Source organism: Amycolatopsis sp. NPDC021455 (genome assembly GCF_040640995.1).
Lineage (GTDB): Bacteria > Actinomycetota > Actinomycetes > Mycobacteriales > Pseudonocardiaceae > Amycolatopsis.
Genome location: NZ_JBFACT010000022.1, coordinates 1 through 25,105 on the forward strand (window position 1 = coordinate 1; position 25,105 = coordinate 25,105).

Below are 25,105 nucleotides of genomic sequence, written 5' to 3' on the forward strand. Positions count from 1 at the left end.
GACCTCCGGCCCGGCTCGGTCTGGATCGAGTTCCACCCCGGTCACGCCCGGCTGGTGCCCGGCTACCGCCTCGACGCCGTGGACACGTCGGAAAACTGAGCACGGGGCGGGCCGTGGTCCCGCTGCCGTGGTGATCCGTGTACCGGCACCGAAAGGCGGTTCCGGGCACAGCGGCAGCACCGGATCGAGGACCGGCCGTGAAGCCGCACCCGGTTTCACGGGGTGTCCCACCAACGCAGCACGCGCAGAGCACGCAGAGTCGCCCACCGGCCAGGGCCGGGCGGCTCCATCCGGAACCAGGTCCGCCCCGGATACCCCCGGTGCACCGGCCACGTGCCGTCCGCCCGGCGAGCGCGCCGGAGGACGTCGACGGCATCGGCCAGCCGCGCATCCCGGCTCGCCGCGGCCGCGCGGAAGTGCTCGAGCCCGCGCAGGACGTCGAAGTGCCACTGTGGCGGGAACGGAAAGCGTTCGAACGCCCGGTCCACGACTTGACCAGTGCGGTGGGAGCGGTAGAGGTGGTGGGCGAGGAAGAACGCCCGTCCCCGCGCCATGGCATCCGCGACGGGGACCATGCCGCCTCCGCGCTGGTACTCCAGCAGGGCGTCGAGGACCGAGATCGAAGTGTGGAAGGACCCGTGCGAAGAGCCGGTCCGGATCGTCCGGCAGTTCCACCCGCCGTCAGCGAGCTGCTCGCCCAGCAGCCAGCCGACCGCGGGTGCAACACGGTCGTCACAAAGGCCGAAAGACGCCGCGAGCAGGACAAGCATCGCGGTGATGCACGTCTCGGGCTGCCGTACGGTCTTGGCGAGAGTGAGGCCACCGCCGAACCACCGGGCACCGTCCCAAAGGCGGCGGCAACCGGCGAGAGCGCGATCGTCACCCGCGGGCAGGCCCAGCCAGTGCAGCTGCAGCAGGGTGTAAGTCGTGGACGTCCACTTCGGACTATAGAGCCCGCCGGACCAGAGACCGTCGCCGTCCTGCAGAGCCAGCAGCCGCGCTCCCCAGCCCGAGCTGGCAACGCGCCCACGTTCCGCCTCGACCACGTCGCTCGGCGCGTCCAGAAGATCACGGAGCACCTGCCAGCGGATAGCCGGATCACCGGCCATCAGCCACCCGGTCACGGATCCCGCCTCCGGCACGGCCTGCTCCCTCACGTCTTCCGCCGTTCACGATGCCGGCGGCCAGGCTGCCGGTCCGCGCCGCACCGGTCCAGCGCCCGTCGCCGTCTGCCAGACACGAGGATTCCGCTCAGCAAGGCGATCGTCACGGTTCGGCCTCCCCTGCGGCGGGCCCGCTTCGCGGCGACGCCGCCGTGCACTACGCGGACGACGGCCCGGCGCCGACCGGGCAGGTGCTCTGCGTCCGGCGGGCGTGTCCGATCTCGATGCTGGCAGCTCGACACGAACCGGCGGAGGGCCCAAAGTCCACAGCCGGCAGGTCTGACAGCCCTTTCTGCCGCGCCAGTGCGATGGCGGCGCCGGAGTCCGAGATGTCGCCGTCACCGGGCCCCATCGCCCTCGACGCCACCGACCACGCACAGCAAGGTGAGCCCGGCGACGCGCCCGAAGCAATAGTCGTTCATTCCGCGGCCGCGCCCGGTGACGGCTCGAGGACCACGACCGCCGTCCGACCGGGCCGGCGCGCCGCGTAGGCATCGAGGTTCTCGTCCAGCTCACGCCACCGGGCCCAGAGCCGCTCACGTTCCTCGCCGTGGGCCGCTCGTCCCCGGACGCGGTACCGGCCGTCGACCAGCGTGACACTCGTTTCGGGATGGGCCTGCAGATTCAGCCACCACGCCGGCTCGGGCTCGGCCCAGCCGTTCATCGCGAGCGTGACCAGGTTCGGGCCGTCACGGAAGTAGGCGAGGATCACGCTGCGCTCCCGGCCGGTCCGCCGCCCGACAGTGGTCAGCCGCATGGTGCCCCACCGGTCCGGCTTCGGCCGCCACAACCCGGCCCGGCCCCGCGTGACGCGATACAGCGCGCGATGCCCCTTCCAGGCCAGGCGGATGAACCACCGCGGCGGAAGCCGCACCGGTCTCGTGCGTTCCTCGGACATGACACCTCCACTGCTCTCGGCCCGGCCGACCGCAGGCCGCGCCGGACACGCACCGTAGGGCCGCCGGTCCCCAGTCACCGGGCCGACAGTCCGGGCCTTGGACTGCGGGGTGCGGGTCGGCCGGGACGAACCCGAACTCGTCGCCCACCCGCTCGGGATCAGCCGTTGAGGGAGTCGAGAGCGGCGCGGAGGCGGTTGCCCGCCTCTTCGGCGACCGGCCGGAGTTCCTCGCGCTCGGGCACGGTGATCATCACCGCCGGGTCGAGCGCCTGGACGAGGGTGCGGTCGTCGCCGTCGGCCCGGACCACGACGTTGCACGGCAGGAGCAGCCCGATCATGCGGTCGGCCTCGAGGGCGCGGTGCGCCAGCGGCGGGTTGCAGGCGCCGAGGATGACGTAGGGCTCCATGTCGACGTCGAGTTTCTCCCGCATCGTCGCCTGGACGTCTATTTCGGTCAGCACGCCGAAGCCTTGCTCCTTGAGTGCTGCGCGCACGGCGTCGACGGCCTGCTCGTAGGGCAGGTCGAGAGTGATGCTCAGGTCGTATTTCATAAGGGTTCTTCCTTTCTGCGGGTTGGTGGTCAGCCGCCGTGCAGGGCGGCCGGGGCGAACATCGCGGCGGCCGCGACGCCCACCGCGACGGCCAGCACCACGTAGGCAAAGGCGAGGCGCACTGTGGGGGCGGGCAGCCGGTTGCCGAGCCGGCCGGCGAGCAGGGAGGCCGGCAAGGCGATCCCAGCGAACACGAGGGCGATGCCGTAGTTCAGGTCCGGGACGGCGGCCGTGTGGGCGGCCAGGCCGCCCAGAGAGGTCAGCACGATGACGACCAGCGACGTCGCGACCGCCTCCGGCGCCGTGAGCCCGAGCAGCATGGTCAGCGCGGGGACGATGACGAACCCGCCGCCGACGCCGAACAGCCCGGTCAGCACGCCGACGACCGCACCGGCAGTGAGGGTTTTGGGCAAGCAGCTGCGCCAGTTCGCCCCGCCGGTGCCGGTCCGGCACGCGCCCTCCCGCTCGGGGGCCGCCTTGAGCATCCGGACCGCGACCACCGCCATCAGGACGGCGAAAGCGATCAGCAGCCACCGGTCGGGCAGCAGCTTGCCGAGTGCGGTGCCACCGAACGCGGCCGGGACGCTCGCCGCGGCGAACACCAGCGCGACCCGCCAGCGGATCACCTTCGACTTCCACCGGGCGATCAGCCCCCCGGCGGCGGAGACCGCCACGACCAGCAGCGACGTCGGGATGGCCGAGCTGAGCGGCAGCCCGACGCCGTAGACCAGCGCGGGGATGGCGAGGATGGAGCCGCCCGCGCCGAGCAGGCCCAGGGCCGCGCCGATGACCAGGCCGAACGCCGCCGCCAGCAGGAACGTCATGGCGTCAGCGGCCCGCGGCCATGGGCAGCCCCGCCCAGGCCGCCCGGGCGAACTCGTCGTCGACCGCCACGACCCGCCGGCCGGCCGCGGCCAGGACCGAAGCCGCGATCGAGGCGCGGTAGCCGGCCTGGCAGTGCACCCACACTTCCCCGGTCGGCACCTCGCCGACCCGGCCCAGCAGCTCGTGGATCGGGATGTGGGTGGCGCCGTCGATGTGGTCGGCGGTCCACTCCTGGTTGCGGCGGACGTCCAGGATCGTGACCGGCCGGTGGTGGCGGACCAGGGCCAATTCGCCGAAGTCGGCGCGGGGGAACGATCCGAGCGGCGCGTCGCCCGTCCAGGCGTCGGGAGTACCGGTGGTAGCGGATTCGACGCGGTCGATGCCGATGCGGACCAGCTCGCGCTGGGCTTCGGCGATCTGCCCGGGCGTCTCGCCGAGCAGCGACAACGGCGTGCCCCAGGGGATGAGCCAGCCGAGGTACGTGGCGAAGCTGCCGTCGGCGCCGAAATTGAGCGTGCCGGCCACATGCCCCGCCGCGAACGCGGTCCGCGACCGCAGGTCCACGACCCATTCACCCTTCTCGATCCGGGACCGCAGCTCGGCCGGGTCAGCCGGTTCTGCCGGGGTGAGGTCGGGCGCGCCAGGGCCGGCGCTGTTGGCGGGCCCCATGTGCGCGTAGTAGGCCGGATAGGCGTCCAACCCGGCCAGCAACTCGTCGACGTACACCTGCTCGTCCCGGGTCAGCACCGGGTTGACCTGCTTCTCCCGGCCGATCGTGGATCGCTCGGCCTCGGACTGGCTGGCCGAGCAGAAGCTGCCGAATCCGTGCGTGGGGTAGATCTCGGCGCCGTCGGGGAGCAGGTCGGCCAGGCGGTGGGCCGAGGCGTACTGCCGCTTCACCAGCTCGCCGGTGTGAGCGGGGCCGAGCAGGTCGGGGCGGCCGGTGGAGCCGTACAGCAGCGAACCACCGGTGAACGCCGCCGGAGCCCTGCCCGGCGCCTCCAGCACGTAGGACAGGTGCGTGAACGTGTGACCCGGCGTCGCCAGCGCGCGCACCCGCATGGACGAGCCGACCTCGACCACGTCGCCGTCGTCGATCGGGGTCCGCTCGAAGGACACCGGATCGGCCGCGTTGACGTGATAGGCCGCGCCGGTAGCCCGCGCCAGGGCGAGCCCGCCGGTCACGTAGTCGTTGTGGATGTGGGTCTCGAACACGTCGGTGATCCGCAACCCTCGCACCTGGGCCAGGTCCAGTACCCGGTCGATGTCGCGCTGCGGGTCGACCACGAACGCCGTCTCGCCGTCCTCGACGAGGTAGCTGCGGTCGCCCAGGGTCGGCGTGTCGATCGCGATGATCTCGATCATGAATCCTCTCCTTATACCCCAGGGGGTATCTGGATCCAGAGTAGCGCACACTCACGCTCGATGTCGGGTACCCCCGGGGGCATACCCGAAACGCCCGCGAAATCGCTGCTACGACCAGTGTCCGCGCGGTCAGGCGAGCGCGACAGAGGAATTGGTCCTCGCCGGCAACCCTGGCATGGGTACCCCCGGGGGTATAGTAAGTCCCGGAAACACTGATCGACACCCATGGAGGAACTCCGGATGTGCCAACGGATCACCTGCTCGAAGTGCGGAAAGCCGACCTACCGCGGCTGCGGCAACCACGTCGAGCAGGTTCTCGGTGACGTGCCGGCCGCGCAGCGCTGCTCCTGCGCCGCCGAGCAGCCCGAGCGCAAGTCCTGGCGGCTGTTCCGCCGATGACCACCACCGGGCGGTGACATGTCGCTCCCCCGCGTCGAACGGCTGCTGGCCGTGGTCGCGCACCCTGACGACGAGTCCTTCGGCCTCGGCGCCGTCCTGGACCGGTTCGTCCGCGGCGGCACCGAGGTCTCGGTGCTGTGCTTCACCCACGGTGAAGCGTCGACACTGCACGGCAGGCCTGGCGAGCTGGCCGACGTGCGCACCGCCGAACTGGCCGCGGCAGCCGATATCCTCGGCATCTCCGCCACCGAACTGCTGGGCTACCCGGACGGCGGGCTCGCCGCGGTACCGTCGGACGACCTCACCGCGGCCGTCACCGAAGCCGCGAAGCAGGGGCAACCTACCCACCTGATCGCCTTCGACGTCGGAGGCGTGACCGGGCACCCGGACCACGTCTGCGCGACCGAAGCGGCGCTCGGTGCCGCCGCCGCGCTCAGCCTGCCGGTGCTCGGCTGGACCGTGCCGGACGCGGTGGCTGCCGTGCTCAACGCCGAGTTCGGCACCGCGTTCGTCGGTCGCCGGGACGACGAGATCGACTGGACGATCCGCGTGGACCGCGGGCGGCAGCAGGCGGCGATCGCCGCACACCGGAGCCAGTCCTCCGACAATCCGGTCCTGCGTCGGCGGCTGCACCTGCTCGGCAACGTCGAACACCTGCGGCGGCTGACCTGAACCGTCGAACCCGGGACCATGGTCCTCAAGATCGAGGACCACAGCCCGCGCCGGTGCCCGTCCCAGCCCGGCAGACTGAATGACGTCGACGCTCCCGGGAGATCAAGGTGACCCTGACCGCACGGCCCACCTCTGCGCTGCTTGACCGGATCAGCCGCGGCCTGATCGGTGAAGGCGAGGTTCTGGACGGCCCGTACGGGCCGCATCGCATCACCTATGCCGACTACACCGCCTCCGGCCGGGCGCTGGACTTCGTCGAGGACTACCTGCGCAAGCACGTCCTGCCGCTGTATGCCAACACGCACACCGAAAGCTCGGGCACCGGTCTGCATACCGGTCTGCTGCGCGAGCAGGCCCGCGCGATCATCCACACCTCGGTCGGCGCCACCGACGACGACCTCGTCATCTTCTGCGGCTCCGGCGCCACCGCGGCGGTGAACAAGCTGATCGGCATCCTCGAACTGCGCATCCCCGCCGGCCTCGACGAGCGGTACCGGCTCGGCGACCGCATCCCTGGCGCCGACCGGCCGGTGGTGTTCGTCGGGCCGTACGAGCACCACTCCAACGAACTGCCGTGGCGCGAATCGATCGCCGACGTGGTCGTGATCGACGAGGACTCCGACGGCCACATCGACCTCGACGCCCTCGAACGGGAACTACGCTGCCATTCCGACCGGCCGCTGCGGATCGGCAGCTTCTCCGCCGCCTCCAACGTCACCGGCATCCTCACCGACACCGATCGCATCGCCGCCCTGCTGCACCGGCACGGTGCGCTGTCCTTCTGGGACTACGCCGCCGCCGGGCCCTACGTGCCGATCCGGATGGCCGAGAGCGCGCCGGGCCGCGGGGACCATAAGGACGCGCTGTTCCTGTCGCCGCACAAGTTCGTCGGCGGGCCCCAGACCCCCGGCGTCCTCGTGGTGCGGCGCGAGCTGGTCGCCAATCGGGTGCCCACGGTCCCCGGCGGCGGTACCGTGGCCTTCGTCGGCCCACACACCCACCGCTATCTAGACGAGCCGGTCGCCCGCGAGGAGGGCGGCACCCCGGCCATCGTCGAGTCCATCCGCGCGGGGCTCGTCTTCGCGCTCAAGGACGCCGTCGGCACCGAGGTGATCAGGGCCCGCGAAGAACAGCTGTGGCAGCACGCCGTCGAACGGTGGTCGGCTCATCCGGGGCTCGAGGTGCTGGGTGACCATCAGGCGGCGCGGCTGTCGATCGTGTCCTTCCGGATTCGCACCGGGGAGCTGTTCCTGCATCACAACTTCGTCGTGGCGGCGCTCAACGACCTGTTCGGCATCCAGGCCCGCGGCGGCTGCTCGTGCGCCGGCCCGTACGGGCACCGCCTGCTCGCCATCGACCCCGAACACTCACGGGCCTACAACGCCGAAAGCGCGCGCGGCTGCGACGGGATCAAGCCCGGCTGGGCGAGGTTGAACTTCAACTACTTCATCTCCGACACCGTGGCCGGCTACCTAGCCGACGCGGTGACGTTGCTCGCCGAGCACGGCCACCGGCTCCTGCCCGACTACCGGTTCGACCCGCACACCGGCCTCTGGCGCCACGCTCGGGCGAACGAGTTCCCCGCCGAAGTCCCGGACCTGCGGCACTTCAGCGACGCGACCCCGGGCCCGTCCCGGCGGCTCGGCGAGGAAGCCCTCGCCGAGCACCTGCAACGGGCACAGCACATCCTCGACACCAGACCGGACCTCGATCTCCTCGGGCCCAGCGGGCTCTCCGAAGACTTCGAGGCACTGCGCTGGTTCCCCCTGCCACCGGAGTGCCTCGGCTAAGCCAGCGTCAGGAACAGCTTCTCCAGCTGTTCACGGTTGGCTGCGCCCTCTTCGGAGTCGTCGGACACGCACTGCTCCAGCCCGCTGGCGATCAACCGGAAGCCGGCCCGGTCCAGGGCGCGGGAGACCGCGGCGAGCTGGGTGATGACGTCGCGGCAGTCGCGGCCGTCGTCGATCATCTGGATCACGCCGCCGACCTGGCCTTGCGCTCGCCTCAGCCGCTTGCGCACGTCCGCGAGCACGTCTTCGTTCAGCTCCACACCGACCTCCTCTGGTACCCCCCAGGGTACCTGCTCATGCCCGTGGCCGGGCGTCGGCGTGCACCCTGGCCATGTCGAGTTCCTGCACCTTGGTGATCAGCTCTTCGAGCGCGGCGGCGGGCGTCGATCCCGATCGGCTGCACCAGGCGATCGGGAACCTGCTCGGCAACACCGCCCGCTACGCCCGGCCCGGCGACAGCGTCACCGTCCGGGCCTACGCTGCAGATGACTCGGCGGTGCTCGAGGTGACCGACACGGGCCCCGGTATCCCGGCCGACGAACTGCCCCGCGTGTTCGACCGGCGCTGGCGCGGGGCCGGCACTTCGGTACCCGGTGCGGGACTCGGGCTCGCCGTGGTCCGCGAACTCGTCACCGCCCACGGCGGCACCGTCACCGCCCATTCGACGCCCGGCGAAGGCACCGCCTTCACCATCCGGCTCCCCCGGAGCTAAGCCGGTTCGGCGCCGCCCCACAGCACCGTCCGCACCGGACTCGATCCCGACCGCCGCGGAGAGACCACCTGAACACAGGCACCGACGACGCGCACCGCCATCGCGCGGCAACGTTGCGCGCGGCGATCGCGGGCGACACCGGAATCACCGAGGCAGCACCGCGGACCGCGGTAGCGGCCCGAGCGGCGCCGACGGCTTACAAAGACGTCGATGCCGTCGTCGAAGCCACCGAGGGCGCGGGCCTGTGCCGCAACGTCGCCCGGCTGGTCCCGCGGTCGGTGTGGTCAAGGGGTGAACAGCTCGGCGCAATCCACGCGTCGTTCGGCTGCAACCGCTTCCAGGGTTCGTTCTCGCCGGTGCTCCCCTCAGGGGGTGGTCACCGCGTCGATGACGGTGCGGGCCTGAACCCGGGTGAGGTGCAGCGTGTCCATCAGCTCGTCGGCGCCGGCTCCGCTCGAGGCGAGGACCGCGGCAGAGCAAAGGACGCCGGGCAGGATGCCGGGCAAGGTCGCACCGAGCCGGTCCAGCAGGTCTGCCGGACCGTCGTCACCGGCAGGGCCCAGCCGAGCCCGCCACAACAGCATGGCAACATCGTCGCCGCTGTCACATTCGTCGTCCGCCAGGCGTGCCATGGCGTCGCGATAACCGGCCTGCGTCAGTTCTCCGGAGAGCAGGCGCGCGGTCGATTCCCGCTCTCGCGCGATTGCCTGGCGGCCGACGCCGAGGGAGTCCGTGCCTTGGGCGCGCGGTTCCTCCGAGCGCTGCCACCACCCGCGTCGCGGAGTGGGCGAGAAGTGGGCCAGGAGCATGACGAGCATGAAGATCCCGGCCAGCAACGCGATCGCCATGGCTCGGCCTCCCTGCAGCCTCGGACGTACCGGTTCCTATGCTGGCAGCCCCGGACGACCGAGCGGAGAGCCGAAAGTCCACATCTCCTCGCCGAGAGCCCCCTGCGACAGGCGGACGGCTTCGAGGACAGATGCCTTTCGGCCCTTTCCCGCCGACCCCGATCCGCCGTATCCCAGGTGTTGGAGCCCTCGAAGCGAAAGGACGGCAGCCGTGACTTCACCCCGGATTTCCAGCACCGTCACCATCGAGGTGACCACCGACGGACGCGAACGGGCCGGCGCACCCGGCTACGCACGCCGCAAGGTCGGCGCGCTGCTCCACCTCGCCCACCGCCCCGTGCTCTCCGCCCGCGTCCGGCTGACCCGCCACCCCGACCCCGCCGTGCGCTACCCCGTGACCGCACAGGCCGACCTCGACGTCAACGGCCGGATCGTGCACGCCCACGCCGACGGTGAAAACTCCACCGAGGCCATCGACCGCCTCGAAGCCCGGCTGCGGCACCGCCTCGAACGCGTCGCCGAACACTGGGAAGCCCGCCGCGGCCGCATGCCCACCGGCGAACCGCACGCATGGCGCCACCAGTCCGAGCCCGCGCGCCACGACAGCTGGTACCCGCGACCGGAAGCCGAACGCGAAATCATCCCCCACTTCTCGTTCACCCCGTACCCCTGCACTGTCGACGACGCCGCCGGCGATCTCGGCCCGCTCGGCCACGAATTCCAGCTCTTCACCGAAGCCGGCACCGGCCGCGACGCCGTCCTCTACCGCGCCGGCCCGACCGGATACCGGCTCGCCCTCCTCACCCCGCCCGCCAAAGGCGAACTGGCCCCGTTCCGGCTCCCCCTCACGATCAGCGCGCAGCCCGCACCACTGCTGTCCACCTCCGAAGCCATCTCCCGGCTGAACGACCTCGGTCTGCCGTTCCTCTTCCACCTCGACGCCGATCACGGCCGTGGCGCCGTGGTCTACCACCGCTACGACGGCCACTACGGGCTCATCACCCCTGCGGAATGAGGGACCGCCGTGGCCGTCAGATGGGTCAGGAACCAGTCCCGGGCCAGGCACGCCGCCTTGTCGAGGGTGCCGGTTCCCCGAACAGCGTCCCGGTCGCCGGAACCAAGGCGAGTTCGTTCACACACGTGAGGTGATTCGTGGCTCGCCGGCCCAGGTCGATTCCGGTGTAGTCGGCAGCGCCGACGATCAGCATGGTCGGCGCCCCACACGGTCCACCGCGGAACGCTTCCAGCGCCTCGGCAAACCGTTGTCCCGCTTCGGATCGATCGGCTAACGGCATGAGCCGATAGCCGGTGCACCCCGCCACAGCAGACAAGGGCCATCGGTCATCAAACGCACCGGAGACGGCTCTTCTGCCTTCCGAAGGAAATTCGTGCGGGAGCCATGGACCTCCGGCAGAAGAGGATATTCCGACGCCGTCAGGCGAAAGCCGCTCGATTCTCGGACAGGTCTCGCCGTCCGGTCAGATCCGGTCCCGCACGCCGACGACACCCGCTGCCGCCGCGCAGCTGGCGCTGCAGTACATGACACCGAATGCTTCGACGCCGTGTCCGAAGATCGAGCAATGGCACCGCTCGCAGACCGGCGCCAACTGGTGGATGGCGCACTCGAAGCTGTCGAACACGTGAGTACCCGTACCGTCCGGTTTCGTGATCCGGAACCCTTGTCGTAGTCGTTGCCGCAGACTTCGCATTCAGCCATGACCCACTGCTCCTCTCCTTGTCCTGAGCTGCCACCATGCCGTGGCAACCCGCCGGTCCCGCGTCTGCCAGGTCTGCACGACGTCGCGTGACATCAGGATGCGGTGCCTCTCGCGCCACACGGGAAAATCTGATCGACTCCGCGGGCAGGCATCACATCACCGCACAAGAACACGGTTGCCGGACGCATCTCTCCTCCCGCCCCACGGTACGGATGCGCATTTCTCCCGACGTTCCTCGCCTTCAGCGAACTACGCAACCGATTGTCGCGTAGCCGGACAGCGCTTACCCCCTTTCGAGGGGAATCTAAAGTCCCTCCCGCACGAGTCCTTCGACCCTTCGCAGGAGATGTCGGATGCGCGACCCTCTTCGACGGGAGGGGGCCTGGACCCGTTCGAGGGCCGACATCCGGCGATGCGGAATGCCGGATTTTCCTCGGGCGGGTCCTCGTTGCCGACGTCGCAAGGGACGACCACCACGGGACAGTCCGCCTCCGCAAACACTGCTCTGCGACCGAGCCGACGGCCATGGGCGGCGACGCGCCAAGCCGGTGGCTGCCGAGGACGATCATCGCGCCGTCCGGGAAGCTTCGACCAGCGCGACCGCGGGTGAATGCCCGATCACCTCGGACCGGATCCGCATGCGGGGACGAGCCGCCTGTGCTCGCGCGATGACTCCGCCGATTTCACGCCGTTGCCGCAACTCGGCTGTTTCCGGCCGGCCGGTGACCCCGGCGCTGAGGTCGTACTCCGGCTCGCACGTCCACGCCCGCAGGGCGACGACCCGCCGCCCGGTCATGGCGGCCTCGGCGACCGCCCAGCCGAGCACCGCCTCGCCGGCGGCCAGCCTGCCGGGGATCGGTTCGGACGGCCGGCTGCTGGGCGCCCTGTCCGAAGCCGACGTCCTCCGGGAACTCTGCCCGGCCGGCGACCCCGGCTCCGGGGTCGTGCCGGAAGGCTGGGCCCGGACAGCCGGTTCGGCGATGCGTCCGGGCCCGGCCGTCCCGGCGCGCACCGGCGTGCACGAACTGGCGAGCCACATGGCCGAGCTCAGCGCCCGCTCGTTACCCGTTGCCGAGGACGGGTTGTTGGTCGGCATCGTCACCGCGAGCGACGTGCTGCGTGCATTGGCCCGCACACGCGAACACTCGCGGACCACTGCTCGATAGCCTCCGCGCCGCCTCGGGCTGACGACGGCCGGCTGCGCTTCGCGGCTGCCTCGTCAGGCCGAGTGGGAGCGTCGTTCTCGACGATCAGCCCGCAGCGCACGACCCGCACGTCACCGTTCCGACGCCGGCAGTGGCCAGGCTGCCCGGGGGACATTCCCGTGCGCGCCGGGGTGCCGGCCATCCCGGCCCGGTCAGAAGATGACCTCGCACCGGGCCAACGCCTCGAACCGCGAATCGCAGCGGTCGGCCGCGCCGGGACCGCCATCCCCGTAGTCCACGCCCTCCGGGTCGGTGAGCGTGTCGTTGCCTTCGGCGCCGCGGACGATGTCGTTGCCTGCCCCGCCGTCGAGGTCGTCGTTGCCCGCGCCGCCGTCGAGGACGTCGTCCCCGGCGTCACCACTGATGCGATCCGGACCGGCCTGCCCGTTCAACGTGTCCGCGCCTGCGCCCCCGTTGACGGTGTCGCCGCCGGCTCCTCCGTCGACGGTGTCGTCTCCCGCGCCCCCCTCGATGACGTCGACCCCCGGGCCGCCACTGAGCGTGTCGGCGCCGTTCCCGCCGTCCAGCCGGTCAGCACCCTGACCCCCGAACAACGTGTCCGCACCCGCTTCCCCGTTCAGCGTGTCGGGGCCAGCCTCGCCGTCCGCCCAGTCGGCACCGTCACCACCGAAGAACTGGTCGCTGCCGTCACCGAGGCAAGCGGTGTCGTTACCCCCGAGGCCGAACACGACATCGTCGCCGCCGAGCGTCACGAACACGTCCGCGCCGGGCGTGCCGTACAGCACGTCCGCACCGGCCGTGCCGACCTCCGTCGCGGGCAGCCCATGGCAGGTCGGCGGTGCCTGCGCCGCCGCCGTTCCCACCGGAACCAGCACGAAGCCCGCCGCCAGCACCACCGGGCCGAGCACCCGGCTCACGCCGTACCACTGCCTGGTCATCGAAACCCTCCCTTTTCCGGCAGACGGCGAGAATTTCACCGTCTGCCGGAAAAGTACGAAGCCACAAGGCCCGGCCCTACCACTGGGCGTGTAATACCGCGCGCATTCTCCGGCCGACGGCCCGGTCCGGGGATGGGCCACTCGTCCGGGCTCGCCGATCACGGATGCCGAGCGACGACGGTGACGTCCACCCCCGGTTCAGCGGTAGCCTCGTACCGCGCGACGGCGACCCCATGGCCGTCCGGAGCACGCGCCACGAGGGCGTAACGGCGTTCGTAATCCAGCTCGGTCAGCCGCCGCAACAGCTTCGGAGTGACTCGCGGCGGCCCGCAAACCCGCCGATACAGGTCTCCGGGTCGGCGGCCGACTCGCTGGAGTGAGGACTTTGTACCACCGCAGGCCGTGACCTCCAGCCCTCCCGCGCCGGACGATCCACCGGGCAAGGTGGCACGGTCACACGCTGGGAGGTGAGCCCATGCGATTGCACACCCGACACGAGGCCGGCTCATGAAGTGGGCGCCGATCCGCAAACCGGCGGCAGCGCGCGCCACGGCCAACCTCACCGACTACGCCCAGGCGCGCCGGGGCTTCAGCTGGGACGCGGCCGGCTCGGTCCTGTCCGGCCTTCCCGGCGACCGCGGGCTCAACATCGCCCACGAAGCGGTCGACCGGCACGCCGAAGGTCCGCTCGCCACAAAGGTCGCCTTGTCCTTCGTGGACCGCCACGAGACGGTCACGGAAATCACCTACGCCGGCCTCAAGGAACGGACCGACCGGTTCGCCGTGCTGCTGGGCGACCTCGGTGTCCGCCCGGGTGAACGCGTCTTCACCCTGCTCGGACGCTCCCCGGAGCTGTACATCGCGGTCCTCGGCGCGTTGAAAGCCGGGTGCGTGCTCTCCCCGCTGTTCCCCGCGTTCGGCCCCGAACCGGTCCGCCAGCGCCTCACCTTGGGGGAAGGCAGTGTGCTGGTGACGACGCCGACGCTGTACCGGCGCCGGATCCGCGGCATCCGGGACCGCCTGCCCGCTCTCCGGCACGTCCTGGTGACGGGACCCGCCGAAGACCCGGGCGTGACCGAACTGCGCCCCGCGCTGGAGGCCGTGGATCCCGCGTTCACCATTCCGCCGACGTCTCCGGAGGACCCGGCGCTGCTGCACTTCACCAGCGGCACGACCGGCACGCCCAAGGGTGCGATCCACGTGCACGGCGCGGTGCTCGCGCACCACGTCACCGCCGCGTACGCCCTCGACCTGCACACCGACGACGTCTTCTGGTGCACGGCAGACCCCGGCTGGGTCACCGGGATGTCCTACGGCGTCATCGCACCGCTCACCCACGGCGCCACCGTCGTCTGCGACGAAGGCGACTTCGACGCCAAACGCTGGTACCGCGTACTTGCCGCCGAGCACGTGACGGTCTGGTACACCGCGCCCACCGCGCTGCGCATGCTGATGCGCCACGGCCCCGATCTCGCGAAGGACCACGACCTGTCCGCGCTGCGGTTCGTCGCGAGCGTCGGCGAACCGCTGAACCCGGAGGTCGTCGTCTGGGGGGAGAAGGTACTGGGCCTGCCGGTGCACGACAACTGGTGGCAGACCGAGACCGGCGCGATCATGATCGCCAACTTCGCCGCGGAAGAAGTGCGGCCCGGCTCGATGGGCCGCCCCCTGCCCGGCGTCGAAGCCGGTCTGCTGGAGCGCGGCGAGGACGGCCGCGCCGCGGTCACCGGCGGCCACGTCCGCGAGATCACCGAACCGGACGTCGAAGGCGAACTCGCCCTGCGTCCCGGCTGGCCGTCGATGTTCCGCAGCTACCTCGGCGAACAGCTCCGTTATGAGAAGTGCTTCGCCGACGGCTGGTACCTGACCGGGGACGTCGCGCGGCGCGACGCCGACGGCTACTACTGGTTCGTCGGCCGCGCCGACGACGTCATCAAGTCGGCCGGCCACCTGGTCGGCCCGTTCGAAGTCGAAAGCGTGCTGATGGCCCATCCCGCCGTCACCGAGGCCGGCGTGATCGGGACTCCGGACCCGGTCGCGGGCGAGCTGGTCAAGGCGTTCGTCTCCCTCGCTCCCGGCACCGAGCCAACCGAAGACCTCCGGCGCGACCTGATGGCGTTCGGCCGGCGGGAGCTGGGTGCCGTGGCACCCAAGGAAATCGTGTTCGACCAGAACCTGCCGCACACCCGCAGCGGCAAGGTCCTGCGCCGCCTGCTCAAGGCCCGCGAGCTCGGCCTGCCCGAAGGCGACCTGTCCACAGTGGAGCAACCATGAGCGAACCGAACGGCGCCGCGAGCCCGCGGGCCAAGGAACGGACCGAGCTGCTGCGCCAGATGGTGCGGATCCGGCGGTTCGAGGAACGCTGCGTCGAGCTCTACAGCGCCGCCGAGATCCGCGGCTTCATGCACCTCTACATCGGCGAAGAAGCGATCGCCGCCGGCGTGCTCCAGGCGCTGGACCCCGGCGACGCCGTCGTGTCGACCTACCGGGAACACGGTCACGCCCTCGCCCGCGGCGTGCCGATGGACGCGATCCTGGCGGAGATGTACGGCCGGACCTCGGGCTGCAGCCGTGGCCGGGGCGGCTCGATGCACCTGTTCGACGCGAGCCGCCGCTTCTACGGCGGCAACGCCATCGTCGGGGGCGGCCTGCCGATCGCGACCGGGCTCGCGCTGGCGGACAAGCTGCGCCACCGGCCCACGGTGACCGCCTGCCTGTTCGGCGACGGCGCGGTGGCCGAGGGCGAGTTCCACGAGTGCCTGAACCTCGCGGCGCTGTGGCGGCTGCCGGTGCTGTTCTGCTGCGAGAACAACATGTACGCCATGGGTACCGCGCTCGCGAAGTCGCACGCGGCGACCGACCTCGCGCTGCGCGCCTCTTCCTACGGGGTCCCGTCGTGGCCGGTGGACGCGATGGACGCGCTCGCCGTCGCGGACGCGGCCGACCGCGCCGTCGAGTCCATCCGCGGTGGCTCCGGACCGTGCTTCCTCGAACTGCGCACCTACCGGTTCCGCGCGCACTCGATGTACGACCCCGACCGGTACCGGGCGGCGGCCGAGGTCGAGCACTGGAAGGAACTCGACCCGATCCCCCGGCTCGTCGCCCGGCTCCGCGCCGACGACGGCTTCACCGACGACGACGCGGCGGCCATCGAGACCGAAGCCGACGCCGAGATCGCGGCCGCGATCAGCGCCGCCGCGGCCGGGCCGCTCGAGCCCGTCGAAGACCTGACCCGGTTCGTCTACTCGGAGCAGCAGTCATGAAGACCACCTACCGCGAAGCCTGCCGCGCCGCCCTGCGCGACGCGCTGACCCGCGACGACCGGGTCTTCCTGATGGGCGAGGACGTCGGATCGTACGGCGGCTGCTTCGCCGTGAGTCTCGGGCTGCTGGAGGAGTTCGGCCCCGAACGCGTCCGTGACACGCCGTTGTCGGAGTCGGCGTTCGTCGGCGCCGGGATCGGCGCGGCCCTCGGCGGAATGCGGCCGGTGGTCGAGATCATGACGGTCAACTTCAGCCTGCTGGCCCTCGACCAGATCCTCAACAACGCCGCCACGCTGCTGCACATGTCCGGCGGCCAGCTCAACGTCCCGCTCGTCATCCGGATGACCACCGGCGCCGGCCGGCAGCTCGCCGCACAGCACTCCCACAGCCTCGAAGGCTGGTATGCCCACATCCCCGGCCTGCGCATCCTCACCCCGGCCACCCTCGAGGACGCCCGCGGCATGCTGTGGACCGCGCTGCAGGACCCCGATCCGGTACTGATCTTCGAACACGGCACCCTCTACGGCCTGTCGGGCGAACTCGACGACGACGCCGGGCCGGTCGACATCGACAAGGCCGCCATCCGCCGCCCGGGCACCGACGTCACGATCGTCGCCTACGGCGGCACCCTCGGCACGGCACTCGACGCGGCGGACGACCTGGCCGGCACCGGCATCGACGCCGAGGTGATCGACCTGCGCACCCTGCGGCCGCTGGACATGCCCGCCGTACTCGGCTCGGTGGCTCGGACCCACCGGCTCGTCGTGGCGGACGAAGGCTGGCGCAGTGGCAGCCTGTCCGCCGAGATCGCCGCCCGCGTCGCCGAGGAGGCCCTCTACGAACTCGACGCGCCGATCGAGCGCGTCTGTACCGCGGAAGTGCCGATCCCCTACGCCAAGCACCTCGAAGAGGCCGCGCTCCCCCAGCGGGACGACATCGTCGCGGCCGCACGCCGGGTGGTGGGCTGACGTGGGCGCGTTCCGGATGCCCGCCCTCGGCGCCGACATGGACGAGGGCACCGTCGTCGAATGGCTGGTCGAGCCCGGCGACGAGGTCCACCGCGGGGACGTCGTCGCCGTCGTCGACACGGACAAGTCGGCCATCGAGGTCGAATGCTTCGAGAGCGGAAAGGTCGGGGAGATCCTCGTGGCCGTCGGGGAGAAGGTGCCGATCGGCACCCCGCTGGCCACGATCGGCGACGGCCAGGTCGCTCCACCCACCCCACCGACCACGCCGCCCGGCGAGGCCGCCGAGACGTCCCCCAGGCCTCGGCGGCCCGCCACCCCCGCCCGCCCCCTCGCTTCCCCGCCGGTCCGCACCTTCGCCGCCCAAGCCGGCGTCGACCTCGCCACCGTGCACGGCACCGGCCGCGGCGGCGCCATCACCCGCGCGGACGTCCAGCGGACGGCGGACGCCGCGCACGCGGAACCGGCGGGCCGCGCCCGCGTTTCGCCCTACGCCCGGCGGCTGGCCGCCGAGCACGGCGTCCCGCTGCCCGCGGAGCCGGGACGGCCGGTGCGGGCCCGCGACATCGTTCCCGCGGACGGCCGTCCCGCACCGCGCGAAGAACACCCCCGTGCGGCAGCGCACGAGGACAGCATGCGCCAGGCGATCGCCGCGCTCATGGCCCGCTCGAAGCGCGAGATCCCCCACTACTACCTCACCGCCACCATCGACCTGCACGCCGCGCTCGACTGGCTCACCGCGCACAACCTCGCCGTCCCGGTGACCGCCCGGGTACTCCCGGCGGCGTTGCTGCTGAAGGCGACCGCCTTGGCGGCGGCGCGCGTCCCGAACCTGAACGGTCACTGGATCGAGGGCGCGTTCCGGCCCGCGGAAGAAGTACGGCTCGGCGTCGCCGTGGCCCTGCGCGGCGGTGGCCTGCTCACCCCCGCCATCACCGGCGCGGACACCATGGGAGTGCCGGACCTGATGACGCGGCTGCGCGAACTCGTCGGCCGCGCCCGCGGCGCCCGGCTGCGGTCCTCGGACCTCGCCGAACCCACCATCACGGTGACCAACCTCGGCGACCTCGGCGCCGAATCCGTCCACGGCGTCATCTACCCGCCCCAGGTCGCCCTGGTCGGGTTCGGCGCCATCACCGAGCGGCCGTGCGCGGTCGGCGGCCTGCTCGGTGTCCGGCCCTTGGTCACCGCGACGCTGTCGGCCGACCACCGCGCCAGCGACGGCGCCGTCGGCGCCCGGTTCCTGCACACCATCGACACCCTGCTGCAAACCCCGGAGGAGCTGTGACCACCCAGACGCGGACCCGCACCGACGCGGACCGGATCACCAAGACCGCCCTGTTCACCATCGCGCCTGAGGCCGACCTCGACGCCCTCGACCCCGGCGAGAACCTCCGAGAAGCCTTGGAGCTGGACTCCATGGACTTCCTCGCCTTCGTCGAGCAGCTGTCGGATGCGATCGGGCGGCGCATCGACGAAGTCGATTACGACCGCCTCACGACGCTGGAGTCGTGTGTCGGATTCCTGACCGCCCACTGAACCACCGAGGCCGACGGCTCGTGACCGAGGGACATCGTGAGGCCGCTCGAAATACTCCTGATGAGCGTCGAACTCGCCGCGTCGGTGGTCTCGTTGCGGGGCAGGGCACGGTGGGCGCGGCCGGCGGTGACCGCACTGCTGATACCCGTGGCGACGGCACAGGTATTGGTCGAAGAGCCACGCTGGCAGCTGGTTCCCGCCTACGTTCTGGCCGCGGTGCTCGTCCTGGCCGCGCTCTACCGGCTGCTCCGCCCGCGACAGCCGATGCTGCGGCCCGCCCTCAGGAGCGCCGCGATCGCGGGCGGGCTGCTCGGGCTGGCCGCGTCCACTGCGCTGCCGGTTCTGGTGCCCGTCTTCACGTTCCCGCGGCCGAGCGGTCCCTACGGCATCGGCACCGTCACCTACCACTGGGTGGACCAGGACCGGCCCGAGATCTTCACCGCGGACCCCGGCGATCGGCGCGAGGTCGTGGTCCAGGTCTGGTACCCGGCGGACCGCGACGACGACGCACCACACGCCGCCTACGTACCCGACGCCGACGCGCTCGGCCCGCTCGCGCACCGCGGTGGTCTGCCCTCGTTCACGTTCAGCCACCTCAAGTACGTCCGGACCAACGCCGTCCCCGCCGCACCCGTCGCGGCCGCTCCCCGCACCTTCCCCCTGCTGGTCCTGGCCACCGGGCTCAGCGGCTACCGGCAGTACGACACCCTCGGCGTCGAGGAGCTCGTCTCGCACGGTTACGTGGTCGCCGGGATCGACCACCCGTACTCCAGCGCCGCTGTCGTCTTCCCGGACGGACGACGCGCGGACTTCGACACCCGCATGACCGACCGCGCCTTCGCCGACGCGATCCTTCCCCACATCGCCGCGGACACCGGATTCACCTTCGACCGGCTGACCGCCGTCGACCACGCCGATCCCGCGGGTCTGCTCACCGGCCGCCTCGACCTGGCGCGCACCGGTCTGTTCGGGCTCTCCCTTGGCGGGGAGATCACCGGTATGGGCTGCTTGCGCGACACCCGGTTCCGCGCCTGCCTGAGCATGGACTCCTGGATGCCGGACCCGGTCGTCACGACCGGGCTGACCCAGCCCACCATGTGGCTCACCCGCGACCGCGACACGATGCGCCAGGAGGGCTGGCACCAGGACGACATCGACCGGACGCTGAACACCATGCGCGCCGTCTTCGACCGGCTCCCCGCGGACGGATACCTGATCCGGATCCCCGGCATGTACCACGCCGACTTCGGGGACACCCAGCTGATCTCCCCGTTGCTGCGCCCGCCCGGGTTCGCCGGGCCGCTGGACGGCGCGAAGGCACATCACATCGTCAACTCCTACGTGCTGGCCTTCTTCGACCGCTACCTGCGGGGGCGCCCGGCCCCGCTGCTCGAGGTGACCGCCGCCCACCCGGACGTGCTGTTCGAGAAGCACCTACCCGGCGAGCCGACACCGCGGTGACTTACGGCTCGGCCCGCGTACACCTTCTCCTTTCCCGGTGACGACGTCCGGCCGCCAGTTTCGGAGACAGCAAAGCCAGCCGAACCGGGGGCCCATGTCCGCATTTGGTACCGGCCGCGACAACCACATGCCCGGCCGGCGGCCCCTCGGGATCCGCGCGGTCCGGCACGACACCGAAATTCACGGCCGGAAGTCACTTCCGGCCGTGGTTTCCGGCGGTCTCAGCCCGCAGCAGCGGAATCGGGTTCGGCGAAGCCGTGGTCCGGGCGGAGGAAGGGCAGGGGATCGGCGCCCGTCATCGCGCCGTCGTCCAGCCACCGGCGGAAACCCGCCGGGTCGCGTCGCTCCAGCTCGTCCAGGAGGAGCTGCCGGACCGCTACCAGTTTTCCCCGCTCGGGATCGTCGTCCGGCGTGCGCCGCAGTTCCTCGTCGCTGCGGCGCCAGACCAGGCACAGCTCGTCGGTGGCCGCGCCGGGCACGGTCGTCCGGACGCTGACCGCTTGCCCGTCGCGCGATCCCCGGCCCAAGCCCCGCCGTCCCGCCCACCAGCCGACCGCCGCGAGGACGGCCAAGACTCCCGACCCGACGACGAACCCGGACCACACCAGGATTTCGGCACCCGCGACTCCGGCGAGAAACGCGGCCACGGCGGTAACCACGCCCGCCCGCGATGGCGGGATCCGCGTTCGCCCGCGGGTGTCGTCGGCCCGCTGCCAGACACCCAGGCCGATCATCACGCTCATGGCCGCCCAGGCAACCACGGTGTAGGTCGGGAAGGTGACGAGACCGCGCCAAAAGAGCAGGAGAGCAGCGACACCGGCAAGGAGAAAGATCACTCTGGTCATCACTGCTCACCTCGGACACGTCCGGTCGATCTCGGCGATTCTGCGGTCGAAAACACCGTAGCCACACGCCGGAAGCAGCCGCGAGAACGCAAAGCCCCCTCTTCGACGGGTCCTTGTGCCCAGCGGGTCTTCACCGGCAGTCCGGCTCCGATGGTCTTCCGGCCTCCGTTCCGACTGCCTTCTCCCCTCGCGGAGACCACTCGGCCGGCCTGGAATCGAACCGTGCGTGGAGAAGTCCCCCACGCTGGTCGAAGCCGAGCAGGAGGCGACCATGATTCGCAACCGGCGCAGAATGTGGACGATGATCGCCGCGATCGCAGGTGTGCTCGTGGTCGTCGGCGCGCTCATGATCGCGATCCTCCAGGACCGCCCGGGGTCCCCCGCCGCGCCACCGGGCACCACACCCACCAGCACGTCAACGGCCCCCGCCACCACGACCGTCAAGGTCTTCTTCCACCGCGGGCAGCCCGACGACCCGGCCCGCGTCGAACCGGTGACCCGCACAGTCCCGAAGACCGGCGCCGTCGCCACCGCGGCGGTCACCCAGCTGCTCGGCGGCCCCACCGCCGCCGAACGACAGCGCGGCTACTTCTCCCTGTTCAGCCCCGCCACCGCCGGCATGCTCAAGTCCGTCCGGGTGGCGAACGGGGTGGCGCACGCCGATTTCCGGGACTTCCGGTCGCTGCTCCCGAACGCGACCTCGAGCTTCGGCAGCACCGCGCTGCTGGCCGAACTGGACGCGACGCTGAAGCAGTTCGGCACCGTCAAAACCACCGTCTACTCCTTCAACGGCAACGTCACCGCATTCTACGAATGGCTGCAGCTCGTCCCGCCCATCGACGAGCAAACCGAAGTGCGCCCTGCCATGGCCGCGGCTCGCCTGTTCCTGATCCGCGTCGCGGGCATGCGCGACCCCGCCGAAGGACCGTTCCACCCCACCGGGCCCGGACGCGCCGAAGCCACCTTCTACGCCCGGTCGCCCGAAGGGAAACCGGTTCCGGAGATCGCGACGGTGGTGGCGCTGCGGCGCACCGGTACAACCTGGACAGTCACCGGCACGACCACCGGCACCATCCGCGTCGGCACCCCGGTCACCTCGGCCGCGATCTCCTCGCCCCTGCACGTCACCGGCCAGGCGCACGCCTTCGAAGGCGTCGTCACCGTCCGGGTGATCGAAGACCGCGCCGGCGGGCTTGCTGAACTCGGCCGTGGCTCCGTCGTCGGCGGCGGCGACCAGGCGCGCCCCTTCGCCGCGGATGTCACGTTCACCACGCCGGTCGGCAACCGTGGCTGGGTGGTCTTCACCGAACTGTCCGCGGCCAACGGCGATGTCCTCCGCGCGACGTCCGTCCGCGTCGGCTTCACCGGCCGGACCGCCGCACCCACCGCCGAACTGACGTCCTGGAACCCGGCGCTGCCGCTCGAGGGCGGCTGGCTGATGCTGCCGGACGGCCCCGGAACCATCACGTTCACCGCGAAGGCGACCGGCGCCGACCGCGTCGAATTCACCCTGACCCCCACCGGCACCGAAACCGAGCCACTCACCAAAGTCCTCGGCACCGGAACGAAAGCCGGCGATCTGTACACCTTCACCTGGACCTACCGCGACGAGCCGCTCCTGGCCCACCTCGGGATCCGGGCGACCGGCCCCGGCGGAACCACCGCGGTGACACCGATCAACGTCTACCACGGCTGACGGGCAGCGCCGGGAGGCTTGCGCACGGGAAAGAGCCTTCAGCCTCCAGCGGTCACCCCGAAAGTCCCTGTCACAACGGCGTCCTCGCGAGAGAAGGTTGCGGTCCGGAGTTCGACGACGGGACGGGGCACGACGGTGGCGACACACGGGGACGGCAGCTGGCGACACAGCACGTTGATCACCCATCACCTCGATCACCCACCGCAGGTCAAGGCCATCGACGACGAGCTGTACGCGATGCTCGGCGAAAACGGGCGCAGTGGCTACGAAGCAGCGATCGAGGCGGAATACGCCCTTCCCGGCGAAGAGGTCGAACACCGCACCTGCGGTGACGGCGTGCTCAGCCTGATCACGGACCCGCGCACGAGGCGCCTGACCCACCTCGTCTACGGCGGCTGCACTACCCACCAGATCCGCCGGGACCTCGTCGATCGCGGCCTCGGCTCACTGGGCATCACCTGGGTGTACCCGCCGGAGACCGTCCTCGCCGATGACGATTAGGCCAGGCACACCGCACCCTGCGGCTGTGCCTGGCCTTCACGGACGACCAGCGACGGCTGATCGCGAACAACGCCGCGCACCCACGGGGGATCACGGCACCGGCATCGCCGAAGCGGCCGCGGCCGCCGTCCGGTGGACCAGGTCTTCCGTCAGCCGTCGCAGGGCAGCCGACCGGTGGACCGCCGGCGGCTCGGGACCGGTCAGCCGCAAGACCGCTCCGGGCAACCGATCGAGATCGTCCGCCAGCCGCCGGCGGGCCGCGTGCACGTCGTCGGCGACGACTCGCCGTCCGGCGCGCATAACCGGCACGAGCAACGGTTCGCGTCCGGGCGGGCAGAGCTCCCCGCGCAGGGCGATCACGTCCGGCTCGTGGGGCGCACCGCGGAACACCTGCTTCGCCCCCGGCGAAGAAACCTTGCCCGCCGACAGCTTGAGGACCGGCCTGCCGTCGTAGGCGACCAGCTTGTACGCGCTGTCCAGGAACGGTGCGTCGGCGGAGACGCCGACTTTCGTGCCGATCCCGAACGCGTCGATGGGCGCGCCCGCCGTGACCAACGTTGCGAGCGCGAACTCGTCCAGCCCGCCGCTGGCCATGATCCGCGCCCGCGGCAGGCCGGACCGGTCCAGCAGTCCACGCGCGGCGACGGCCAGCCGGCCGAGGTCACCGGAGTCCAGCCGGATGCCGACCGCCGGTTCGGGCAACCGCAGATCCCGCGCGACGGCAATGGCGGTCCGGACGCCGCCGAGGGTGTCGTAGGTGTCGACGAGGAACACCGCGGACTCCGGGAAGTCCTCGGCAAAGGCACGGAAAGCGGCGTACTCGGACGGAAAAGCCTGGATGTAGGAGTGGGCCATCGTGCCCACGGCCCGCAGCCCGAACCGCCGCGCGGAAGCCACGTGACTGGTGCCGGTGAAGCCGGCAACGGCGGTTGCGCGCGCCGTCGCGAAAGCAGCGTCCGGCCCGTGCGTGCGCCGCGCGGCGAAGTCGACGAGGTCAGCGCCGGGCGCGGCGATCCGGCACCGCACAGCTTTCCCCGCGATCGCGCCCGCGTACGTCGTGAAGTTCAGCAGCGCCGTCTCGACCAGCTGGGCCTCCGGCAGCGGCGCCGTGACCTCCAGCAGCGGCTCGCCGGGGAAGACCACCCGCCCTTCCGGGACCGCGTGAACGTCACCGGTGAACCTGATCCGGCGCAACGCATCAAGATCAGCCGGCGGCAGCCCGGTCACGTCACCCAGGTAGGCCAAGTCCGCGTCGCCGAACCGGAAGCCTTCGAGGAAATCCAGGCACTCGTCGAGCCCGGCGGCGACGGGGAAGCCACGGCCAGGCGGGAGCCGGCGGACGAAGAGGCTGAACGTCGCCGGCCCGGTCATGCCGCGGCGCAGGTAGCTCGCGGCCATGCGGACCTCGTAGAGGTCGGTGTGCAGGCCGCCGGCCGGCCAGGTCACCGCAAGCCGCCCGGCTCGTCATCGAGCAAGTCCGCCGGCTCGGGTTCGAGGATGTCGCCCTGCCGGTGGCGCACGGTCAGGTCGTCGACCTCGCACGTCACCCCGTCCAGCTCGCTCCACTCGTCGACGACCGCGGCGGCGTCCTCTTCGGACTCGCACACCTGCCGCTGCAGCAGCCTGCCCTCCTGGTAGACGCGGACCTCGATTTCCGTCATACCGGCACCCTGACCCCGGTAGTGGCCCTCCCGCCAGGGAACAAGGTCCACCGACGGGGGTCCTTGGGCTCTACCTGCCCGGTCGCCGGGGTTTCCAGGATGGACGGGCGAAACCACGCCTGTCAGGGA

The 25,105-nt window shown here is 71.3% G+C and carries 25 protein-coding genes and 1 pseudogene; 14 read left to right on the forward strand and 12 right to left on the reverse strand.

Going from position 1 to position 25,105, the window contains the following annotated elements:
* Positions 1-215: 215 nt before the first annotated feature.
* From AB0G28_RS23930 to AB0G28_RS23950, 5 genes are all read right to left on the reverse strand, one after another.
* Positions 216-1,142 (reverse strand): hypothetical protein, encoded by a 927-nt coding sequence (locus AB0G28_RS23930; protein ID WP_361092799.1) that lies wholly within the window; start codon positions 1,140-1,142, stop codon positions 216-218.
* Between the two features lie 439 nt (positions 1,143-1,581).
* Positions 1,582-2,061: a nitroreductase/quinone reductase family protein gene (locus tag AB0G28_RS23935; RefSeq protein ID WP_361092802.1), complete on the reverse strand. Its 480-nt coding sequence runs from the start codon at positions 2,059-2,061 to the stop codon at positions 1,582-1,584.
* A gap of 158 nt (positions 2,062-2,219) precedes the next feature.
* The gene (locus tag AB0G28_RS23940; protein ID WP_361092805.1) at positions 2,220-2,612 is read right to left on the reverse strand and encodes a DUF302 domain-containing protein; all 393 of its coding nucleotides are present in this window, start codon (positions 2,610-2,612) and stop codon (positions 2,220-2,222) included.
* 29 nt (positions 2,613-2,641) lie between these two features.
* Positions 2,642-3,436, reverse strand: a complete 795-nt coding sequence (locus AB0G28_RS23945) for a sulfite exporter TauE/SafE family protein (protein WP_361092808.1) — start codon at positions 3,434-3,436, stop codon at positions 2,642-2,644.
* 4 nt (positions 3,437-3,440) lie between these two features.
* Entirely contained in the window at positions 3,441-4,802 is a 1,362-nt protein-coding gene (locus AB0G28_RS23950) for an MBL fold metallo-hydrolase (protein WP_361092810.1), read from the reverse strand.
* A 240-nt stretch (positions 4,803-5,042) separates the two neighbouring features.
* On the opposite strand from AB0G28_RS23950, the gene AB0G28_RS23955 reads away from it, so the two are divergent.
* The 3 genes from AB0G28_RS23955 (at position 5,043) to AB0G28_RS23965 (ending at position 7,663) form a co-directional block, all read left to right on the forward strand.
* Entirely contained in the window at positions 5,043-5,201 is a 159-nt protein-coding gene (locus tag AB0G28_RS23955) for a hypothetical protein (RefSeq protein ID WP_361092813.1), read from the forward strand.
* 18 nt (positions 5,202-5,219) lie between these two features.
* Positions 5,220-5,873, forward strand: a complete 654-nt coding sequence (locus tag AB0G28_RS23960) for a PIG-L deacetylase family protein (RefSeq protein ID WP_361092816.1) — start codon at positions 5,220-5,222, stop codon at positions 5,871-5,873.
* A 107-nt stretch (positions 5,874-5,980) separates the two neighbouring features.
* A complete protein-coding gene (locus tag AB0G28_RS23965; RefSeq protein ID WP_361092819.1) occupies positions 5,981-7,663 on the forward strand; it encodes an aminotransferase class V-fold PLP-dependent enzyme in 1,683 nt (560 codons plus the stop codon).
* Here the strand turns inward: AB0G28_RS23965 and AB0G28_RS23970 are convergent.
* Positions 7,660-7,923, reverse strand: a complete 264-nt coding sequence (locus AB0G28_RS23970; protein WP_361092822.1) for a metal-sensitive transcriptional regulator — start codon at positions 7,921-7,923, stop codon at positions 7,660-7,662. The two genes, AB0G28_RS23965 and AB0G28_RS23970, sit on opposite strands and share 4 nt — an antisense overlap.
* Before the next feature lie 71 nt (positions 7,924-7,994).
* On the opposite strand from AB0G28_RS23970, the gene AB0G28_RS23975 reads away from it, so the two are divergent.
* Positions 7,995-8,375, forward strand: a complete 381-nt coding sequence (locus AB0G28_RS23975) for an ATP-binding protein (protein WP_361092825.1) — start codon at positions 7,995-7,997, stop codon at positions 8,373-8,375.
* Positions 8,376-8,740: 365 nt separating this feature from the next.
* Here AB0G28_RS23975 and AB0G28_RS23980 read toward each other — a convergent pair whose 3' ends face one another.
* The gene (locus AB0G28_RS23980) at positions 8,741-9,223 is read right to left on the reverse strand and encodes a hypothetical protein (RefSeq protein WP_361092829.1); all 483 of its coding nucleotides are present in this window, start codon (positions 9,221-9,223) and stop codon (positions 8,741-8,743) included.
* 211 nt (positions 9,224-9,434) lie between these two features.
* Here AB0G28_RS23980 and AB0G28_RS23985 point away from each other — a divergent pair, with 211 nt between their 5' ends.
* Entirely contained in the window at positions 9,435-10,238 is an 804-nt protein-coding gene (locus AB0G28_RS23985; protein WP_361092832.1) for a sigma 54 modulation/S30EA ribosomal C-terminal domain-containing protein, read from the forward strand.
* Positions 10,239-10,701: 463 nt separating this feature from the next.
* Here AB0G28_RS23985 and AB0G28_RS23990 read toward each other — a convergent pair.
* Positions 10,702-10,940: pseudogene (locus AB0G28_RS23990) on the reverse strand (Prokaryotic metallothionein).
* Between the two features lie 981 nt (positions 10,941-11,921).
* On the opposite strand from AB0G28_RS23990, the gene AB0G28_RS23995 reads away from it, so the two are divergent.
* Positions 11,922-12,107 (forward strand): CBS domain-containing protein, encoded by a 186-nt coding sequence (locus AB0G28_RS23995; protein WP_361093183.1) that lies wholly within the window; start codon positions 11,922-11,924, stop codon positions 12,105-12,107.
* A gap of 191 nt (positions 12,108-12,298) precedes the next feature.
* Here the strand turns inward: AB0G28_RS23995 and AB0G28_RS24000 are convergent, their stop codons facing one another.
* Positions 12,299-13,045: a calcium-binding protein gene (locus tag AB0G28_RS24000; protein ID WP_361092835.1), complete on the reverse strand. Its 747-nt coding sequence runs from the start codon at positions 13,043-13,045 to the stop codon at positions 12,299-12,301.
* A gap of 507 nt (positions 13,046-13,552) precedes the next feature.
* On the opposite strand from AB0G28_RS24000, the gene acsA reads away from it, so the two are divergent.
* The 6 genes from acsA to AB0G28_RS24030 are packed head-to-tail and all read left to right on the forward strand — an operon-like array spanning position 13,553 to position 20,273.
* Entirely contained in the window at positions 13,553-15,319 is a 1,767-nt protein-coding gene (gene acsA / locus AB0G28_RS24005) for an acetate--CoA ligase (protein WP_361092838.1), read from the forward strand.
* The gene (gene pdhA / locus AB0G28_RS24010) at positions 15,316-16,308 is read left to right on the forward strand and encodes a pyruvate dehydrogenase (acetyl-transferring) E1 component subunit alpha (RefSeq protein WP_361092841.1); all 993 of its coding nucleotides are present in this window, start codon (positions 15,316-15,318) and stop codon (positions 16,306-16,308) included. Before acsA ends, pdhA begins: the two co-directional genes overlap by 4 nt.
* Complete coding sequence (locus AB0G28_RS24015) at positions 16,305-17,276, forward strand: alpha-ketoacid dehydrogenase subunit beta (RefSeq protein ID WP_361092845.1); 972 nt, start codon at positions 16,305-16,307, stop codon at positions 17,274-17,276. Before pdhA ends, AB0G28_RS24015 begins: the two co-directional genes overlap by 4 nt.
* 1 nt (position 17,277) lies before the next feature.
* Complete coding sequence (locus AB0G28_RS24020; protein ID WP_361092848.1) at positions 17,278-18,561, forward strand: dihydrolipoamide acetyltransferase family protein; 1,284 nt, start codon at positions 17,278-17,280, stop codon at positions 18,559-18,561.
* On the forward strand, positions 18,558-18,812 hold the full coding sequence (locus AB0G28_RS24025; RefSeq protein WP_361092851.1) for an acyl carrier protein: 255 nt from the start codon (positions 18,558-18,560) through the stop codon (positions 18,810-18,812). Before AB0G28_RS24020 ends, AB0G28_RS24025 begins: the two co-directional genes overlap by 4 nt.
* 60 nt (positions 18,813-18,872) lie before the next feature.
* Entirely contained in the window at positions 18,873-20,273 is a 1,401-nt protein-coding gene (locus tag AB0G28_RS24030) for a hypothetical protein (protein WP_361092854.1), read from the forward strand.
* A gap of 221 nt (positions 20,274-20,494) precedes the next feature.
* On the opposite strand, the gene AB0G28_RS24035 is transcribed toward AB0G28_RS24030, so the two are convergent.
* On the reverse strand, positions 20,495-21,118 hold the full coding sequence (locus AB0G28_RS24035; protein ID WP_361092857.1) for a hypothetical protein: 624 nt from the start codon (positions 21,116-21,118) through the stop codon (positions 20,495-20,497).
* Between the two features lie 301 nt (positions 21,119-21,419).
* Between AB0G28_RS24035 and AB0G28_RS24040 the strand changes: the two genes are divergently transcribed.
* Both AB0G28_RS24040 and AB0G28_RS24045 read left to right on the forward strand, forming a co-directional pair.
* Positions 21,420-22,814: a Gmad2 immunoglobulin-like domain-containing protein gene (locus AB0G28_RS24040; protein ID WP_361092860.1), complete on the forward strand. Its 1,395-nt coding sequence runs from the start codon at positions 21,420-21,422 to the stop codon at positions 22,812-22,814.
* 135 nt (positions 22,815-22,949) lie between these two features.
* Entirely contained in the window at positions 22,950-23,315 is a 366-nt protein-coding gene (locus tag AB0G28_RS24045; RefSeq protein WP_361092863.1) for a hypothetical protein, read from the forward strand.
* Between the two features lie 90 nt (positions 23,316-23,405).
* Here AB0G28_RS24045 and AB0G28_RS24050 read toward each other — a convergent pair whose 3' ends face one another.
* Positions 23,406-24,761 (reverse strand): nicotinate phosphoribosyltransferase, encoded by a 1,356-nt coding sequence (locus tag AB0G28_RS24050; protein WP_361092866.1) that lies wholly within the window; start codon positions 24,759-24,761, stop codon positions 23,406-23,408.
* Positions 24,758-24,976, reverse strand: a complete 219-nt coding sequence (locus AB0G28_RS24055; RefSeq protein WP_361092869.1) for a hypothetical protein — start codon at positions 24,974-24,976, stop codon at positions 24,758-24,760. The genes AB0G28_RS24050 and AB0G28_RS24055 overlap by 4 nt, the downstream gene beginning before the upstream one ends.
* Positions 24,977-25,105 lie beyond the last annotated feature (129 nt).

Coding starts and splice junctions, on each gene's coding strand:
- AB0G28_RS23935 (WP_361092802.1), bottom strand. CDS start 2,061: ATGTCCGAGGAACGCACGAGACCGGTGCGGCTTCCGCCGCGGTGGTTC.
- AB0G28_RS23940 (WP_361092805.1), bottom strand. CDS start 2,612: ATGAAATACGACCTGAGCATCACTCTCGACCTGCCCTACGAGCAGGCC.
- AB0G28_RS23945 (WP_361092808.1), bottom strand. CDS start 3,436: ATGACGTTCCTGCTGGCGGCGGCGTTCGGCCTGGTCATCGGCGCGGCC.
- AB0G28_RS23950 (WP_361092810.1), bottom strand. CDS start 4,802: ATGATCGAGATCATCGCGATCGACACGCCGACCCTGGGCGACCGCAGC.
- AB0G28_RS23955 (WP_361092813.1), top strand. CDS start 5,043: ATGTGCCAACGGATCACCTGCTCGAAGTGCGGAAAGCCGACCTACCGC.
- AB0G28_RS23960 (WP_361092816.1), top strand. CDS start 5,220: ATGTCGCTCCCCCGCGTCGAACGGCTGCTGGCCGTGGTCGCGCACCCT.
- AB0G28_RS23975 (WP_361092825.1), top strand. CDS start 7,995: ATGTCGAGTTCCTGCACCTTGGTGATCAGCTCTTCGAGCGCGGCGGCG.
- AB0G28_RS23980 (WP_361092829.1), bottom strand. CDS start 9,223: ATGGCGATCGCGTTGCTGGCCGGGATCTTCATGCTCGTCATGCTCCTG.
- AB0G28_RS23995 (WP_361093183.1), top strand. CDS start 11,922: ATGCGTCCGGGCCCGGCCGTCCCGGCGCGCACCGGCGTGCACGAACTG.
- AB0G28_RS24000 (WP_361092835.1), bottom strand. CDS start 13,045: ATGACCAGGCAGTGGTACGGCGTGAGCCGGGTGCTCGGCCCGGTGGTG.
- acsA (WP_361092838.1), top strand. CDS start 13,553: ATGAAGTGGGCGCCGATCCGCAAACCGGCGGCAGCGCGCGCCACGGCC.
- pdhA (WP_361092841.1), top strand. CDS start 15,316: ATGAGCGAACCGAACGGCGCCGCGAGCCCGCGGGCCAAGGAACGGACC.
- AB0G28_RS24015 (WP_361092845.1), top strand. CDS start 16,305: ATGAAGACCACCTACCGCGAAGCCTGCCGCGCCGCCCTGCGCGACGCG.
- AB0G28_RS24030 (WP_361092854.1), top strand. CDS start 18,873: ATGAGCGTCGAACTCGCCGCGTCGGTGGTCTCGTTGCGGGGCAGGGCA.
- AB0G28_RS24035 (WP_361092857.1), bottom strand. CDS start 21,118: ATGACCAGAGTGATCTTTCTCCTTGCCGGTGTCGCTGCTCTCCTGCTC.
- AB0G28_RS24040 (WP_361092860.1), top strand. CDS start 21,420: ATGATCGCCGCGATCGCAGGTGTGCTCGTGGTCGTCGGCGCGCTCATG.
- AB0G28_RS24055 (WP_361092869.1), bottom strand. CDS start 24,976: ATGACGGAAATCGAGGTCCGCGTCTACCAGGAGGGCAGGCTGCTGCAG.